The sequence below is a fragment of the Paraburkholderia azotifigens genome (assembly GCF_007995085.1).
Lineage (GTDB): Bacteria > Pseudomonadota > Gammaproteobacteria > Burkholderiales > Burkholderiaceae > Paraburkholderia > Paraburkholderia azotifigens.
Genome location: NZ_VOQS01000001.1, coordinates 1,932,042 through 1,947,446, shown reverse-complemented (window position 1 = coordinate 1,947,446; position 15,405 = coordinate 1,932,042). Strand labels below are relative to the sequence as shown.

The window sequence follows — 15,405 nt, the reverse complement described above, 5'->3', positions numbered from 1 at the left end:
ACATGAGTGAAGCACACACGCACAGCGCGCCCGTCGTCGGCGTGCTGATGGGTTCCAGCTCCGACTGGGAAGTGATGAAGAACGCGGTCGCGATCCTGCAGGAATTCGGCGTGCCGTACGAAGCTAAGGTCGTGTCCGCGCATCGCATGCCGGACGAAATGTTCGCCTATGCTGAAAGCGCACGCGAACGCGGCATCCGCGCGATCATCGCGGGCGCGGGGGGCGCGGCGCATCTGCCGGGCATGCTCGCCGCGAAGACGACGGTGCCCGTGCTGGGCGTGCCTGTCGCGAGCAAGTACCTGAAGGGCGTCGATTCGCTGCATTCGATCGTGCAGATGCCGAAGGGCGTGCCCGTCGCGACCTTCGCGATCGGCGAAGCGGGCGCGGCGAATGCGGCGCTGTTCGCCGTGTCGCTGCTGTCGGGCACGTCGCCGGAATATGCGGAGAAGCTCGCCGCGTTCCGCGTGCGCCAGAACGAGGCGGCTCACGCAATGACGCTGCCCCCGCTGTAACCGCAGTTGTTCGACGTAGCCGTTCCACTTCGCCGTTCAATGTTTCACTCGGCCGATCCCCACGTCGGCCGCGACCGACCACCAAGATGAATCCAGACAACACTCCCGTTTCACCGATTATGCCCGGCGCATGGCTCGGCATGGTTGGTGGCGGCCAGTTGGGCCGCATGTTCTGCTTTGCCGCGCAGGCGATGGGCTATCGCGTCGCCGTGCTCGATCCCGACGAGACCAGCCCGGCGGGCGCTGTCGCGGATCGCCATCTGCGCGCCGCCTATGACGACGAAGCGGCCCTCACCGAACTCGCGCGGCTGTGCGCGGCGGTATCGACCGAATTCGAAAACGTCCCTGCCGCGAGCCTGGATTTCCTCGCGCGCACGACCTTCGTGAGTCCCGCGGGGCGCTGTGTCGCCGTCGCGCAGGACCGCATCGCGGAGAAGCGCTTCATCGCGTCGTCGGGTGTGCCTGTTGCGCCGCACGTCGTGATCGAAACATCGGACGCGCTGGCCGCGCTGGATGACGCCGCACTCGAAGCCGTGCTGCCCGGCATTCTGAAAACGGCGCGCATGGGTTACGACGGCAAGGGCCAGGTGCGCGTCGGCAGCGCCGCCGAAGTGCGCGCGGCGTATGCGTCGCTGGGCGGCGTACCGACCGTGCTGGAAAAGCGTCTGCCGTTGAAATTCGAAGTGTCGGCGCTGATCGCGCGCGGCGCGACGGGTTGCTCGGCCGTGTATCCGCTGGCGCAGAACACGCATCGCAACGGCGTGCTGTCGCACACCATCGTGCCCGCACCCGACGCGAACGCGACGCTCGTCGAGCAGGCACAGCAGGCCGCGCTGCAGATCGCGGACAAGCTCGGTTATGTGGGCGTGCTGTGCGTCGAGTTCTTCATTCTGGAAGACGGCACGCTGGTTGCGAACGAAATGGCGCCGCGTCCGCACAACTCCGGCCACTACACCGTCGACGCCTGTGCGACGAGCCAGTTCGAACAGCAGGTGCGCGCGATGACGGGCATGCCGCTCGGCGATACGCGTCAGCATTCGCCCGCCGTGATGCTGAACATCCTCGGCGATGTGTGGTTCCCGGTCAACGCGAAGGGCGACAAGCCTACGGCCGCCGTCACGCCGCCGTGGCATGAAGTCGCCGCGATGCCGGAAGCGCGCCTGCATCTGTATGGCAAGGAAGAAGCGCGGCCCGGCCGCAAGATGGGTCATGTGAATTTCACGGCCGCGACGCTCGAGCATGCGCGTTCGGCGGCGCGTGACTGCGCGCGTCTGCTGCATATCCCGACGAACTGAGCACAAGCCCTTATGCCGGATCAAACGAAACCTGCCGACGTGGCGTCGAGCGTCGGCGCCGACGAGATCGCGCACGCGGCAGCGCTGCTCGATGCAGGACAACTCGTCGCGTTTCCTACCGAGACCGTGTATGGGCTGGGAGGCGATGCCGAAAGTCCTGATGCAGTCGCGCGCATTTATGCGGCGAAGGGCAGGCCGGCGAATCATCCCGTGATCGTCCATCTGGCGCCGAACGGCGATCCGAACTATTGGGTCGCGCAGTTGCCGTCCGAAGCACAGCGTCTGATCGACGCGTTCTGGCCGGGTCCGCTTACGCTAATTCTCAAGCGTGCCGCGCATATTCCGGCAGCGGTGAGCGGTGGCCAGGATTCCGTCGGGTTGCGTTGTCCGTCGCATCCTGTCGCGCAGTCGCTGCTCGCGGCGTTCAGCGCGTTGCGCAATGGACATGGCGGCGTGGCGGCGCCGTCGGCAAACCGCTTTGGTCACGTCAGCCCGACTACGGCGCAACATGTGCGCGACGAGTTCGGCGACACGATTCACGTGCTCGATGGCGGGTCGTCGGACGTGGGGATCGAATCGACCATCGTCGATTTGTCGCGCGGCTTTCCGGCGCTGCTGCGGCCGGGGCATGTGACGCCGCAGGACATTGCCGACGTGCTCGGCGAAATGCCGCGCCTGCCCGATGGTTCGGACGCGAGCGCGCCGCGTGCGTCCGGCACGCTGAAGGCGCACTATGCGCCGCGCACGCCGCTTGCGTTGCTGCCCTTCGACGTGCTCGAGCCGCTATTGGCTGCGCGCGCTCCCGGCGAGCGCGTGGCGTTGGTCGCGCGCTCGTCGCGCGCAGGGCGCTGGGCGGAAGCGGCGGACGTACATTTCGTCGCCGCGCCGGAAGATCCGCATCTGTATGCGCGCGATCTTTATGGTTTGCTGCGCGCGCTGGATCGCGCGAACGTGTCGCGCATCCTGATCGAGAAGTTGCCCGATACCATCGAATGGATCGCCGTCAACGACCGGCTGGGTCGTGCAGCGGCTGCCTTCGAGGCGAACGAGGCCTGACGCTTTCGTAGCGAAGCAGACGCCCGAAAACAAAAAGCCCGGCTCGCAAGAGCCGGGCTTTTTTGCATCGGAAGAAGCCGGGTAGAGCGCTTACTTGCCCAGACCCGACGCCGCGATCTTGCCTTCGACGAGCGTCGCGAATGCAGCATGCGCATGCGTCGTCGGGTGGATCGTATCGGCGAACACGTACGACTGGTCCGCGCCCGCGACCGTCAGCGTATTCGGCGAGCAGAACAGCGACGACGCGAATTGCTGGCCGTACTGCGCCGCCGTCATGCCGCCGACCAGCACCGACGGGTTCGCCGTCGCGTACGCCGTCGCGTTCGCAGCCATCTGCGTGATGTTGCAGGCCGTGCCCGTCGTGTTGCTGAAACCTTGTGCCGACGGATTGGCGAGCAGCGGCGTGAGCCAGTCGCTCGTCTGCACGTAGATCACCTTGTTCGTCAGGCCGCCCGCCGCCAGCGCCTGCTGCAGCACGCCGTTGTACGTCGCGACAATGCCCGAAATCACCGTCGGCACCTGCGTCGAGTTCAATTGCGCGGCAAGGCTGGCGGCGAGCGGCGTCTTGCCGATATCGGGCACATCCATGACGACGACGTGCGTCGCACCGCTCTTGAGAAGCGTACCGATCTGCACCGCAAGCGCCTGCGCCATCGGACCGACCGTGCTCTGGGCGACGGACTGGACCACCAGCGGCGCCTGGGTCGGATCGGTGAGTTGAGCGACCTGCGTTGAGATCGTGGTCAGCATCGTCGACAGGTTCTGCAAGATGTCGTTGGCGCCGCCGTTGATCAGCACGAGCTGATTCGAATTGAAGCTGCCGTGATCGGTCAGATATTGCTGGACCTGCTTCGTCACCGGCCAGGTCGTTGCCGCCTGATTGTTGGGCGCGTAGCCGTTGCCGTCCGTGCGCGACACGTCGGAGCCACCCTGCGCGTAGCCAAAGCCACCATTGGCCACGAGCGCCTTGCCGAAGCCGCCGACGTATGCCGGCGTCAGCGTATCGCCGTAGTATTCGGCGATCTTCTGCGTCCACACTTCGCCGGGGTTCGTCGTGAAGCGGCCGCCGCCGAAGCTCGCGGTGATCACGGGCGAATAGGTGCCGACGTCCGACAGGCTGTCTCCGAACGACACGACCTGCAGTTTGACCCCGCCCGCCGGCGTGCTGCTCGCGTTGTTGTTATTGTTGTTGTCACTGCCGCCGCCGCAAGCGACGAGCGTCGCGAATGCCGCGCATGCGACGGCGATCCGCGCGAAACGCACGACGCCAGTGTTATTTGATGCTTGCTTCATAAGATCCTTATCTCCTCGTATGGTCTGGCTTCGAGCGATGTGTCTCGTGCGCCATCTGTTGCGGGCCGCGCCATCGCGTGGACACGGCGTCGGCCTGCAAAACCTTCCCTGCCTGCTGCCTGTTTTTCTGCTTGTTGCCCTGCTATTCGATGAGCCGTTCAGACGGCTCCGTTATTGTTGTGTTGTCCTTGCCCGGCAGTCTCATGGGCATCGCTGGCATCGCTGGCGCCGCTCAAACTCGCGTGATACTGCGCGGCCCAGGCTGGCGGCGCGAACAGCGCGCTGAGCCGGTTGCGCCAGCCGCGCACGCGCACGAAGTCCTGCGCCATCGACGCCCATTCATGAAACGTCGCCTTGAGCGGGTTGAAGGTGTAAAGCGGCTCGACGATGCCGTACACGGGCGGCTCGCGCGGATCTTCTTCGACATAGCTGCCGAACAGCCGGTCCCAGATCACCAGCACGCCCGCGTAGTTGCGGTCGATATAACGGTCGTTGCGAGCGTGATGCACGCGATGGATCGACGGCGTGTTGAGCACGTATTCGAGCCAGCCGAGCGTGCCGACCGACTGCGTATGCACGAAGAACTGAAACGCCAGATTGATCAGCACGATGCCGACGATCTGCTTCGGCGGAAAGCCGAGCAAGGCGAGCGGAATCCAGAACACCCACATGCCCGCGACGGGATACATGAGGCTCTGGCGAAACGCCGTCGAGAAGTTCATGCGTTCCGACGAGTGATGCACGACATGCGCGGCCCACAGCCAGCGCACGCGATGGCTGCAGCGGTGAAACACGTAATAGAGCAGATCCTGCGCGACGAACAGCACGACGAACGATATCCAGCCCGCATGCCAGTCGAGCAGCCGGTAGTGCGCGTAGCAATACGCATAGACGGGAATCACGAACAGCCACGCGAGCTTGTCGGCGCCCTGGTGCATCAGTGCGAGCGCGGTGTTGCACAAGGTGTCGCGCCAGCTGTACATGCGCGCATCGGAACGTGCGCGCCGCGCGTGCCACGCTTCCCAGCCGATGCACGCGAGAAAGATGGGCGCCATGCCGAGCAGAAGCAATTCGGCATCGAATTGCATTGACGTCTCCCTCCGAGGATCCCTGCGGCCTCCTCGACGGGAAGCCGGCATTGTCTTTATTGTTTGAATGCCGCGCTGTTCTGCCGATGGCGCATGCTGCGTGCGCCATCATGCATGTTTGTCTGCGCTTAATTTTGATACTGGGCGACAGCGTACAACGCGAAGCGGCGCGCCGGCACCGCTTCAATAGAAGGAATCCTCAGTGCGCGCCGCGGCGCTGAGGGTTTTTCCTGGCTTTGCGGTGAGACTCCTGCGTGGCTTCGGCGGGCTGGGGGTTGGCCGTGCTGGCGAGCATCGCGGAAGGGCCCTGATAGACCCATTCGAGCAGTTCGTCGTGCGCGGCGCGCGCGGCTTCCGCGTGCGGATCGTTGATCAGGCTGACGACGACATAGCTCTGTCCGTCGGCCGAGGCGACATAGCCTGCGATCGCGCGCACGTCGCGCAGCGTGCCCGTCTTGATGTGCGCGTTGCCGTTCACGGGCTTCGACGTGAGCCGATTGCGCATCGTGCCGTCCACGCCGACCACGGGCAGCGAATCGACGAATACCTGTGCGACGGGGCTCGCGTTCGCGCTTTGCAGCAGGTCGGCGAGCGCGAGCGCGGTGATGTGCTCTTCACGCGACAGGCCCGAGCCGTTGTCGAGGCTCAGGTATTCCATCGGCATCGCGCTGCGATGCAGGAACGATTCGATTGCATCCGCCGACTTCGCGGGCGTCGCGGGCGGCCGGTTCATGACGGCGCCGATCGTCAGGAACAGATTGCGCGCCATCGTGTTGTTGCTGAACTTGTTGATGTCGTGAACGATGTCCGACAGCATCGGCCCCCGATGTGTCGCGACGAGTTTAGCGTCGATGGGCACAGGGCCTTCGCGCGTCGTGCCGTTGAACGTGCCGCCCGTCTGCTGCCACAGCGCGAGGAAGCCGCCCGCGAAGAACGTCGTGTGATCGAGCACGGCCACGTTGACGGTGCGCTCGCCGCAGCGCATCGGATAGTCGCCGATGAACGACGCATTGACGACCCCATTCGCGGCGGGCGTGACGGCCGGCGTCACAAGTTCGCCGCGGCACGGGCCGCGCGTCGCGCGCAGTTCGTTGTCGATCTGCAGTTGCGCGAGCGCGGGCAGCACGTCGATCTGCACCTTGCCGTCGTCGGACGGCGACATCGTGAACGACAGCGACTTGAACGCGTACAGCAGCGGATCGGGGCCGACGTTGTACGGCGCGTTGGCGTCGTCGTCGAAGGCGGGCAGGTCGCGCGTCGACGGATCGAAGAAGCGCTTGTCGAGCACGAGCGCGCCGTCGATGCCCGTGATGCCCGCCTTGTGAATCTTCTGCACGAGATCGATCAACTCTTCCGGCACGAGCTTCGGATCGCCTGTGCCCTGGATGTAAAGATTGCCGTGCAGCACGCCGCTGCCGTCGACGCTGCCTTGCGCGTAGGCCGTCGTTTTCCAGCGATAGTCCGGGCCGAGCATCGACAGGCCGGAGTAGGTGGTGACGAGCTTCATCGTCGACGCGGGCATCATCGGCTTGCCGGCGTTCAGCGCGAGCACGGGCGTGCGGTCGCCGACTTTCTCGACCACCACGCTGATCGACGACAGCGGCACGTGCGCGCGCTGCAGGCCCGCCATCATGGCAGGCGGCAGCACGGTGGTGACGTTGACGGCGGGCTGCTGTGCTTTCTTGCGCGCGTGAGCGGGTGTGGGCGCGGCGACAGCGAGCGCGGCGCATGCAAACAGCACGGCGGCGGCGCGCGATGCTGCGCGACGGTTTGCGGACAACGAAGCCGCCGGCTCAGCGTGAGCGGACGTGAGCGTCCTGAAGCGGCGCCCGAGCGAACAGGCACACGACGAAGCAAGTGAAACGAAGGCGAGCGGCATGTACGGAAAATCGTCGAAATAGCGGCGCGTGGCAGCCTGAATCGGTCTGCGCGGAAAGGCAAATGCAAGGGCCAGTCAACAGTATTGCAGAGCGGAAATACCGGCCGCACCGTGCAAAGCGCTCATTGTAGAGAGTTGCGATGACGTCGCGAAAAAAATGATGCCGTGTGTTTCGCATGCGTCACGCGCTGTGTGACACCATCTTCCACCCGTATGCAGCGGGCATTCAAGAAAGATGAAAAAAGTACGCGGGCGCTAGAATGCTGGCATCGAAAACACACGGCCGGGACGTGCGTGCCGTAAATACCGGCCATGCCGGAACGGATGGAGAGCGATGCGGATACTTCTCGTTGAAGACGACCGGATGATCGCCGAGGGCGTGCGAAAGGCGCTGCGCGGCGAAGGCTTCGCGGTTGACTGGGTGCAGGACGGCGAGTCCGCGCTGAACGCGGCGCAAGGCCAGCCCTACGATCTCGTGCTGCTCGATCTCGGCCTGCCGAAGCGCGACGGTCTGGATGTATTGCGCACGCTGCGCACGCGCGGTCACCAGTTGCCCGTGCTGATCGTCACCGCGCGCGACGCGGTCGCGGATCGCGTGAAAGGACTCGACGCCGGCGCTGACGATTACCTCGTCAAGCCGTTCGATCTCGACGAACTCGGCGCCCGGATGCGCGCGCTGATCCGTCGCCAGTCGGGACGCAGCGAGTCGACCATTCGCCACGGCAATCTGACGCTCGATCCCGCTTCGCATCAGGTGACGCTCGACGGCGCGCCTGTCGCGCTGTCCGCGCGCGAATTCGCGCTGCTCGCGGCGCTGCTCGCGCGGCCGGGCGCGGTGCTGTCGAAGAGCCAGCTCGAAGAAAAGATGTACGGCTGGGGCGAGGAGATCGGCAGCAATACCGTCGAGGTGTATATCCACGCGCTGCGCAAGAAGCTCGGCGCGGAATTGATCCGCAACGTGCGCGGTCTCGGTTACATGATCGCGAAGGAAGCCTGACACGATGCGTTCGATTCGCCGTCAACTGCTTTTCTGGCTGCTTGCCATCGTGTTGCTCGGCGTCGGTATTGCGGGCTGGCTGATCTACCGCCAGGCGCTCGCCGAAGCCAACGAACTGTTCGATTACCAGTTGCAGGAAATTGCCGCTGCGCTGCCCGCCGAGCCGTTTTCGCAGGTGCTCAGCTCGCGCGATACGGGCGACGAAGGCATCGTGCTGCAAATCTGGAATCGCAACGGCGTGCTGATGTACTACTCGCATCCGCGCGCGCCGCTCGCGCCGCGCGCCGAACTCGGCTTTTCGACGGAGCGCACCGAACGCGGCGACTGGCGCGTGTATGGCGCGATCGTCGGCGACAACGTCGTGCAGCTGGCGCAGCCGCTGTCGGTGCGCAACCGGCTCGCGGCGAACGTCGCGCTGCGCACGCTGTGGCCGCTGATCGTGCTGCTGCCGCTGCTCGGCGTGGCCGTGTGGGGCGTGGTCGGACGCGGGCTCGCGCCGCTGCGGCGCGTGACGGGCGCGCTCGACACGCGTCATCCCGAAGCACTCGATCCATTGCCCGACTCGCGTCTGCCGCTCGAAGTGCAGCCGCTCGTGCGCGCGTTGAACGGCCTGCTCGAACGTCTGGCTGTCGCGCTCGATACGCAAAAGGCCTTTGTCGCCGACGCCGCGCACGAACTGCGCACGCCGCTCGCCGCCGTGCAGATCCAGTCGCAGCTGGTGGCGCGCGCGCACGACGAAACCGAGCGCCGCGAAGCGCTGCACGATTTGCAGGCGGGCGTGACGCGCGCGACGCGTCTTGCCGAGCAGTTGCTCGCGCTCGCGCGTTCCGAACCGGATGGACACGCGGCCACGGGCACGGTCGATCTGAACGCGCTCGTGCACGAATGCGTGACCGCGTATCTGCCGCTCGCGCAGGAGCGTGGCGTGGATCTCGGCATCGAAGCGAGCGAGCCCGCGACGGTCGCGGGCGACACGGAAGCGCTGCGCGTGATGCTCAACAACCTGATCGACAACGCAACCAAGTACACGCCGGGCGGCGGGCGCGTCGACGTCTGTCTGCGCACGGAAGACGGCCGGCCCGTCGTGCAGATCGGCGACAGCGGCCCCGGCATTCCGCCTGACGAACGCAGCCGCGTGTTCGACCGCTTCTACCGCGTCGGCGCAGGCGCGAACCGCGCCCGCACGGACGTGTCGGGCAGCGGTCTCGGTCTCGCGATCGTGCGCCGCATCGCGCTCCAGCATCATGCGAGCGTCTCGCTCGACGACTCCGCAACGGGCGGGCTGCTCGTCAGCGTGCGCTTCTAGATCGGCTGTTTAGCCGAGCTTTCGTCCCGGTTGCGTTGTTTAAGACTGATTTAAGCGACGCCACGTACTCTTCGACTCATCAAAGAGTCAACTCTCCCAATCAGGAGTACACGATGAAAGCAAAAATGCTGACCCGTAGCGCCGTCGCGGCGGCTGTCGTCATCGCTTTGTCGGCGGGCTATGTGGCCGGCCACCGCAACGTGCCCGCGCCGCAGGTGATCTCGCCCGCGGCAGCCGCCATGATGCCCGCCGAAGCCGCGGCGAAAACGGGTATTCCCGATTTCTCGGGTCTCGTCGAAACCTACGGTCCCGCTGTCGTCAACATCAGCGCGAAGCACGTCGTCAAGCAGACGGCGATGCGGGGCGGCAATAACAGTGGCCAGCTTCCCATCGACCCGAGCGATCCGTTCTACCAGTTCTACCGCCACTTCTTCGGCCAGATGCCGGGCGGCCCCAATGGCGGCCCGAACGGCGGCGACGACGGCGGCGACCGTCCGAGCGCGAGCCTCGGCTCGGGCTTCATCATCAGCAGCGACGGTTATGTGCTGACCAATGCGCACGTCGTCGACGGCGCGAACGTCGTCACCGTCAAGCTCACCGACAAGCGCGAGTTTAAGGCGAAGGTGGTCGGCGCCGACAAGCAGTCGGACGTCGCCGTGCTGAAGATCGACGCAAAGGATCTGCCCACCGTGAAGATCGGCGATCCGCGCCAGAGCAAGGTCGGCCAGTGGGTCGTCGCGATCGGCTCGCCGTACGGCTTCGACAACACGGTGACGTCGGGCATCATCAGCGCGAAATCGCGCTCGCTGCCGGACGAGAACTACACGCCGTTCATCCAGACGGACGTACCCGTGAACCCGGGTAATTCGGGCGGCCCGCTGTTCAATCTGCAAGGCGAAGTGATCGGCATCAACTCGATGATCTATTCGCAGACGGGCGGCTTCCAGGGCCTTTCGTTCGCTATCCCGATCAACGAGGCGGTCAAGGTCAAGGACGATCTCGTGAAGACGGGCCACGTGAGCCGCGGCCGTCTCGGCGTCGCGGTGCAGAGCGTGAACCAGACGCTCGCGGATTCGTTCGGCATGAAGAAGCCGCAAGGCGCGCTCGTCAGTTCCGTCGATCCGGGCGGTCCCGCCGCGAAAGCAGGCTTGCAGCCGGGCGACGTGATCCTGTCGGTGAACGGGGTGGATGTCGCGGACTCGTCGGCGCTGCCGTCGCAGATCGCGGGTATCAAGCCGGGCACGCAGGCCGATCTGCAGGTGTGGCGCGACAAGTCGACCAGGGATCTGAAGGTGACGATCGGCTCGCTGTCCGATACGAAAGCGGCAGCGAACGACAACGGCGGACCCGCGCAGATGCAAGGGCGGCTCGGTGTCGCCGTGCGTCCGCTCACGCCGCAAGAGAAGAGTGGCGCGTCGGTGTCGCACGGACTGCTGGTGCAGGATGCGAGCGGCGCGGCAGCGAGCGCGGGCATCCAGCCGGGCGACGTGATTCTGGCCGTCAACGGACGTTCGGTGTCGAACGTCGAGCAGTTGAAGCAGGCGGTGTCGGCGGCAGGCAACAGCATTGCGCTGCTGATCCAGCGCGATAACTCGCAGATCTTCGTACCCGTCGATCTCGGCTGAGTCCGGGCTCAGGTTGCCACTCAGGCAGCTACTCAGGTAGCGACTCAGGCAGCCACTCAGGCAGCAAATGCGGCAGCACCGGCCGGCGTCCGGTGAGTCGCCAGGTAAAAGCTGCCGGTCGTGAAAAAAAGTGGCGGTTCGCGCTCTGTTTGCGCGAACCGCCATTTTTCGTACAGGCCCGATTTACGGGGCCGCGCCGGGCAGCGCAGCGATGCGCGCGTCATGGGCATACAGATTGCGTGCGGACAGTCGTCAGAACTGTTTGGGTTCGCCCCGAAAAAGGAGCCACGCAATGATGCATCGTCGTCTCGTCGCCCGCGCCGTCACGGCAGCGGCTGCGACCGTTCTCACGCTCGGACTGGCGGGCGGCGCGTACGCGCAGCAGGCCAGCGACACCACGGGCGGCACAACCACCGACAACACCAGCGCGGGCAACGTCAATGGCGGCGGCCTGCCGCAAGTGCAGCAGCAGGGCGACGTGTCGTTCACGTCGGGCGGCGTCGGCCTCGACGAATCGAAGGCGCTGCTCGCCGCACAAAGCCAGTGGCCGTTATCGCTGCGCTTCACGGGGCCGGGCTCGGACTATCTCTCGGACGTCAAGGTCAAGATCGTCGACTCGCATGGCGGCAGCGTGCTCGATACGACGTCGCGCGGACCGTACATGCTCGTCAGGCTGCGCCCCGGCCGCTACACGGTGCACGCCGCCTACAAGGACAACGACCAGACGAAACCCGTCAATATTCCTGCGAAGGGCACGGCGAAGGCGGCGTTCTACTGGGGCACGCAGTAAGCCCGCTCGCTGCGATCCCATGACGGGCGGTCTGGGCCGACAGGCGAAAGCCGGCGCCGGCTAGCGGGCGCGTGCCCGTCCGGTGGCGCACGGCCTTACAGGGAACACGGCCACCGAGCGTCGCGTGCGTCGCGGCAATCCGTAGAGACCCGATGTCCGACGATGGACGCGCAAGCGCGGCGCGTTTGGTCAATAATGAGGCCACGGACACGCTCCGTGGCTTCTGCATTCGAAGCCGACGCTGGGTGGCCGAGGGAGACGCGCATCGCAGAACCAGAACGAAGCGGCGCGTGCCACGAATGCCGGGCTGGCGGTCCAGCCAGGCGGCCGATCGGAGCGTGCACGCACGTGCCAGCAGCGGAGCGGACGAGATGAACGATGCCCCATCCGGCGCAAGCGCCGAAGACGCGGACAGCGGTAATGCCGGACACGGCGACAATGCGCCTGGCGGTGCGCCAGCGCACAGCGGCGGCAGCGAGGCGGCCCATACGATTACCATTACGGCCAACCAGCATCGGGTGCGCGTGATCCATCAGGGCGTGACCTTCGCGGATACGCACACGGGACTCACCCTGAGCGAAACCGGTTGTTCCGACGTGTTCTATTTTCCCCGCGCAGATGTGAACATGGCGCGGCTGATCCCGTCGGCTCATACGTCGCATTGCCCGTTCAAGGGCGAAGCGTCGTACTTCCACCTGCATACGGAAGACGAGACGATCGAAAACGCAGTCTGGAGCTACGAAAGCCCTTTGGAGCGAGTGAGGCAGATAGCTGGGTATGTCGCGTTTTGCGCATCGCGCGTCGACCGCATCGATCAGACGTCCTGATCCCGCTGTCGCGCGTTCTTCGGGGAGGCTGTCATGGAATTGAACGACGCATTGAGAGTGCCGCTCGCGCCGTCCGAGGTCTGGGACGCGCTGCAGGATCTCGCGTTGCTGCGCGCGAGTCTCGACAATTGCGAATCGTTGCGACGGCTTCAGGGCGGTGAATACCTGCTGACGATGACAGTCCCGCTCGGGCCGCTGCGCGCGCACTATCAGATTCGCGCGCATGTCGCGAGCGAGGACGGCGCGCATAGCGCGAAGCCGCATCGCACGCTGAACTTCAAGGCGCGTGCCGAGGGCGTCGGCTCGCTGCGCGGGCAAATCGACGTGTCGCTGCGCACCGACGATCATCTCCATCTGCCCGGCCGCGGTCCGAGCACGCGCATCGACTATTCGGTGTGGGCGACCTCGACGGGACCGCTCGCGCAGTTGCCCGCGCGCCAGATCGAAAACGCGCTGCACGAACTGGCCGACGACTTCTTCACCGAATTCTGCGCCGTCGTGCAGGCGAAGCACGGCAAAGGCCCCAACCGTGCGAAGGGAACGCACGGCCGGCGTCAGCATGTATTCCTGCGGCCGATCAGCCTGAGCGGCGTGGCGCGGCGCGCGCGGCTGCACGATCAGCAGCAGGGCGGCACGCTGACGGGCCGCGCGGCGCATTCGCTGCTGCATGGCCTGCATCACGAGCACGATCCGCACGTGCTGCCGAACTGGGCGTGGGCGGCAATGATCTTCTTCGTCGCGTTGCTGCTTTACGTCGCGCGATACTTTACGCAGGGCTGACGGTCGTCGGGCAAGCACTCGTCAGCCGTCTTACGGCGCTTTCACACGCCGCGAAATTCCCGCCGCCATGCCGACGGCGACGTTCTGAACGCGTCGGTGAAATGCTGCCGCAGCGACGCCGTCGAGCCGAACCCGGCCATACCCGCAATCGACTCGATCGGCTCATCCGTACTTTCGAGCAAGTGCTGCGCGCGTCCGAGCCGCTGCGCGAGCAGCCACGCGCTCACCGTCGTCCCCGTCGCCGCCTTGAAATGCCGCGTGAACGTGCGGCGGCTCATTGCGGCGCGGCCGGCCAGCGAGTCGAGCGTGTGCGGCGCGTCGAGCGTGCCGTTGACCCAGTCGAGCAGTGCGGACAGACGGTTACCGCGCATGTCTTGCGGCATCGGTTGCTGTACGTACTGTGCCTGGCCGCCCTGGCGATGCGGCGGCACCACGAGCCGCCGCGCGATGTAATTCGCGCTTTCCGCCCCGCATAGCTTGCGCACCACGTGCAGGCAGCAATCGAGTCCCGCTGCCGTGCCAGCCGACGTGAGGATGTCGCCGTCGTCGACATACAGCACTTGCGGATCGACCTTCACGTTCGGAAAGCGCCGCGCGAAGTCGGCGGCCCACGCCCAGTGCGTCGTCGCCGGGCGTCCGTCGAGCAGTCCTGCCGCGGCCAGCACGTAGGCGCCCAGGCACAGGCCGACCAGTTGCGCGCCGCGTGCGTGCGCCGCGCGCAACGCGTCGAGCAGCGCCTCGGGCGGTGCTTCGTCGGGATCGCGCCAGCTGGGCACGATGATGGTGTCGGCGTCGGCGAGTGCGTCGAGCCCGTGCGGCGCGGCAATCGAAAAGCCCGCTGTGGTCGACAGCGGACCGGCGTCGATCGCGCAGACGCGGAACGCGAACCCGAGCACGCCGCCGTCGCTGCGGTCTTCGGCGAAGACCACGCAGGGCACGGACAGATGGAATGGACTGATGCCGTCGAAGGCGACGGCCGCGACGATGTGCGGTTGTTTCGACACGGTGCGGCACGCGGCGTCGGTTGTCCGACTGCGTGCAGTTGCATCCGACGCCGGCTGTTTCGCCGCGCTTCCAGACGTGGGCGCCTGAGCCGGCTTTGAAGCGGCGCGGACAGCGGAGCGGGCCATCGCGGCCTCCATTCGACATGGTGAATGGCCCGATCCTAGCGAAAATTGTCATCCGGGTCACTGTCGCGCGCACAGCCGAAAGCGAACAATGCGCACATCGCGGCTGAAACGGTCAGCCGCCCGTTTCCACCATCAAGGAGAGTTGCCATGCCGACGCCACGCCGCGCCCTGATCGTCATCGATGTGCAGAACGAATACGTCACGGGCGACCTGCCGATTGAATACCCCGACGTGCAGACCTCGCTGTCGAACATCGGCCGGGCGATCGACGCAGCGCATGCCGCGCGGATTCCCGTCGTCGTCGTGCAGAACTTCACGCCGGCGGGCTCGCCGATCTTCGCGCGCGGCAGCGAAGGCGCGGAGCTGCATGCTGTGGTCGCGTCGCGCGCATACGACCACCATGTCGAGAAAGCGCTGCCGAGCGCGTTCACGAACACCGATCTCGCCGACTGGCTCGCCGCGCGCGAGATCGACACGCTCGCCGTAGTCGGCTACATGACGCACAACTGCGACGCGTCGACGATCGTTCACGCGCTGCACATGGGTCTGGCCGTCGAGTTCCTGGACGATGCGACAGGTTCCGTGCCGTATGAGAACAGCGCGGGATTCGCGAGTGCCGAAGAGATCCATCGCGTGTTCAGCGTCGTGCTGCAGTCGCGCTTCGCGGCGGTGGCGAGCACGCAGCAATGGATCGCGGCCGTGGAGTCGGGCGGCCAGCTGGAACGCGGCTCGATCTACGCGTCGAATCAGAAGGCGCGCGCGAAGACCGCGGCTTGAGTGAGATGAAAAGGGCGCCGGGTTTTCCGGCGCCCGCGCTGTTGCAGCGG

At 65.8% G+C, this 15,405-nt stretch carries 14 protein-coding genes; 10 read left to right on the top strand and 4 right to left on the bottom strand.

Features of this window, described 5'->3' with window-relative positions; genetic code table 11:
* Positions 1 to 2: 2 nt before the first annotated feature.
* The 3 genes from purE to FRZ40_RS08650 all read left to right on the top strand — a co-directional run bounded on the left by purE (position 3) and on the right by FRZ40_RS08650 (position 2,863).
* A complete protein-coding gene (purE, locus tag FRZ40_RS08660; protein ID WP_028364523.1) occupies positions 3 to 512 on the top strand; it encodes a 5-(carboxyamino)imidazole ribonucleotide mutase in 510 nt (169 codons plus the stop codon).
* Between the two features lie 86 nt (positions 513 to 598).
* Positions 599 to 1,807 carry a 5-(carboxyamino)imidazole ribonucleotide synthase gene (locus FRZ40_RS08655; protein ID WP_147233876.1) on the top strand — a complete coding sequence of 403 codons (1,209 nt, stop codon included), beginning with the start codon at positions 599 to 601 and terminating at the stop codon, positions 1,805 to 1,807.
* Positions 1,808 to 1,819: 12 nt separating this feature from the next.
* Entirely contained in the window at positions 1,820 to 2,863 is a 1,044-nt protein-coding gene (locus tag FRZ40_RS08650; protein ID WP_147233875.1) for an L-threonylcarbamoyladenylate synthase, read from the top strand.
* 90 nt (positions 2,864 to 2,953) lie between these two features.
* On the opposite strand, the gene FRZ40_RS08645 is transcribed toward FRZ40_RS08650, so the two are convergent.
* The 3 genes from FRZ40_RS08645 to dacB form a co-directional block, all read right to left on the bottom strand.
* The gene (locus FRZ40_RS08645) at positions 2,954 to 4,156 is read right to left on the bottom strand and encodes an SGNH/GDSL hydrolase family protein (RefSeq protein ID WP_028364526.1); all 1,203 of its coding nucleotides are present in this window, start codon (positions 4,154 to 4,156) and stop codon (positions 2,954 to 2,956) included.
* A 158-nt stretch (positions 4,157 to 4,314) separates the two neighbouring features.
* Positions 4,315 to 5,244, bottom strand: coding sequence for a sterol desaturase family protein (locus FRZ40_RS08640; RefSeq protein WP_147233874.1), 930 nt, complete (start codon positions 5,242 to 5,244; stop codon positions 4,315 to 4,317).
* A gap of 199 nt (positions 5,245 to 5,443) precedes the next feature.
* A complete protein-coding gene (gene dacB, locus FRZ40_RS08635; RefSeq protein ID WP_147233873.1) occupies positions 5,444 to 7,123 on the bottom strand; it encodes a D-alanyl-D-alanine carboxypeptidase/D-alanyl-D-alanine endopeptidase in 1,680 nt (559 codons plus the stop codon).
* Positions 7,124 to 7,457: 334 nt separating this feature from the next.
* Between dacB and FRZ40_RS08630 the strand changes: the two genes are divergently transcribed.
* The 6 genes from FRZ40_RS08630 (at position 7,458) to FRZ40_RS08600 (ending at position 13,448) form a co-directional block, all read left to right on the top strand.
* Entirely contained in the window at positions 7,458 to 8,120 is a 663-nt protein-coding gene (locus FRZ40_RS08630) for a response regulator (protein ID WP_028364529.1), read from the top strand.
* Between the two features lie 4 nt (positions 8,121 to 8,124).
* A complete protein-coding gene (locus tag FRZ40_RS08625) occupies positions 8,125 to 9,426 on the top strand; it encodes an ATP-binding protein (RefSeq protein ID WP_147233872.1) in 1,302 nt (433 codons plus the stop codon).
* Between the two features lie 113 nt (positions 9,427 to 9,539).
* Positions 9,540 to 11,051, top strand: a complete 1,512-nt coding sequence (locus FRZ40_RS08620; protein WP_147233871.1) for a DegQ family serine endoprotease — start codon at positions 9,540 to 9,542, stop codon at positions 11,049 to 11,051.
* Positions 11,052 to 11,343: 292 nt separating this feature from the next.
* Entirely contained in the window at positions 11,344 to 11,841 is a 498-nt protein-coding gene (locus FRZ40_RS08615) for a carboxypeptidase regulatory-like domain-containing protein (RefSeq protein WP_147233870.1), read from the top strand.
* 371 nt (positions 11,842 to 12,212) lie between these two features.
* A complete protein-coding gene (locus FRZ40_RS08605; protein WP_028364533.1) occupies positions 12,213 to 12,668 on the top strand; it encodes a DUF427 domain-containing protein in 456 nt (151 codons plus the stop codon).
* Between the two features lie 33 nt (positions 12,669 to 12,701).
* Entirely contained in the window at positions 12,702 to 13,448 is a 747-nt protein-coding gene (locus tag FRZ40_RS08600; RefSeq protein ID WP_028364534.1) for an SRPBCC family protein, read from the top strand.
* A gap of 41 nt (positions 13,449 to 13,489) precedes the next feature.
* On the opposite strand, the gene FRZ40_RS08595 is transcribed toward FRZ40_RS08600, so the two are convergent.
* Positions 13,490 to 14,578, bottom strand: a complete 1,089-nt coding sequence (locus FRZ40_RS08595; RefSeq protein WP_147233869.1) for a helix-turn-helix domain-containing protein — start codon at positions 14,576 to 14,578, stop codon at positions 13,490 to 13,492.
* A gap of 147 nt (positions 14,579 to 14,725) precedes the next feature.
* Here FRZ40_RS08595 and FRZ40_RS08590 point away from each other — a divergent pair, with 147 nt between their 5' ends.
* Entirely contained in the window at positions 14,726 to 15,355 is a 630-nt protein-coding gene (locus FRZ40_RS08590) for a cysteine hydrolase family protein (RefSeq protein ID WP_147233868.1), read from the top strand.
* The last annotated feature ends 50 nt before the right edge of the window (positions 15,356 to 15,405 follow it).

What these genes read in the sequence shown, in the direction of transcription:
- purE (WP_028364523.1), top strand. Translation starts at nt 3, where the DNA reads ATGAGTGAAGCACACACGCACAGCGCGCCCGTCGTCGGCGTGCTGATG.
- FRZ40_RS08655 (WP_147233876.1), top strand. Translation starts at nt 599, where the DNA reads ATGAATCCAGACAACACTCCCGTTTCACCGATTATGCCCGGCGCATGG.
- FRZ40_RS08650 (WP_147233875.1), top strand. Translation starts at nt 1,820, where the DNA reads ATGCCGGATCAAACGAAACCTGCCGACGTGGCGTCGAGCGTCGGCGCC.
- FRZ40_RS08645 (WP_028364526.1), bottom strand. Translation starts at nt 4,156, where the DNA reads ATGAAGCAAGCATCAAATAACACTGGCGTCGTGCGTTTCGCGCGGATC.
- FRZ40_RS08640 (WP_147233874.1), bottom strand. Translation starts at nt 5,244, where the DNA reads ATGCAATTCGATGCCGAATTGCTTCTGCTCGGCATGGCGCCCATCTTT.
- dacB (WP_147233873.1), bottom strand. Translation starts at nt 7,123, where the DNA reads ATGCCGCTCGCCTTCGTTTCACTTGCTTCGTCGTGTGCCTGTTCGCTC.
- FRZ40_RS08630 (WP_028364529.1), top strand. Translation starts at nt 7,458, where the DNA reads ATGCGGATACTTCTCGTTGAAGACGACCGGATGATCGCCGAGGGCGTG.
- FRZ40_RS08625 (WP_147233872.1), top strand. Translation starts at nt 8,125, where the DNA reads ATGCGTTCGATTCGCCGTCAACTGCTTTTCTGGCTGCTTGCCATCGTG.
- FRZ40_RS08620 (WP_147233871.1), top strand. Translation starts at nt 9,540, where the DNA reads ATGAAAGCAAAAATGCTGACCCGTAGCGCCGTCGCGGCGGCTGTCGTC.
- FRZ40_RS08615 (WP_147233870.1), top strand. Translation starts at nt 11,344, where the DNA reads ATGATGCATCGTCGTCTCGTCGCCCGCGCCGTCACGGCAGCGGCTGCG.
- FRZ40_RS08605 (WP_028364533.1), top strand. Translation starts at nt 12,213, where the DNA reads ATGAACGATGCCCCATCCGGCGCAAGCGCCGAAGACGCGGACAGCGGT.
- FRZ40_RS08600 (WP_028364534.1), top strand. Translation starts at nt 12,702, where the DNA reads ATGGAATTGAACGACGCATTGAGAGTGCCGCTCGCGCCGTCCGAGGTC.
- FRZ40_RS08595 (WP_147233869.1), bottom strand. Translation starts at nt 14,578, where the DNA reads ATGGCCCGCTCCGCTGTCCGCGCCGCTTCAAAGCCGGCTCAGGCGCCC.
- FRZ40_RS08590 (WP_147233868.1), top strand. Translation starts at nt 14,726, where the DNA reads ATGCCGACGCCACGCCGCGCCCTGATCGTCATCGATGTGCAGAACGAA.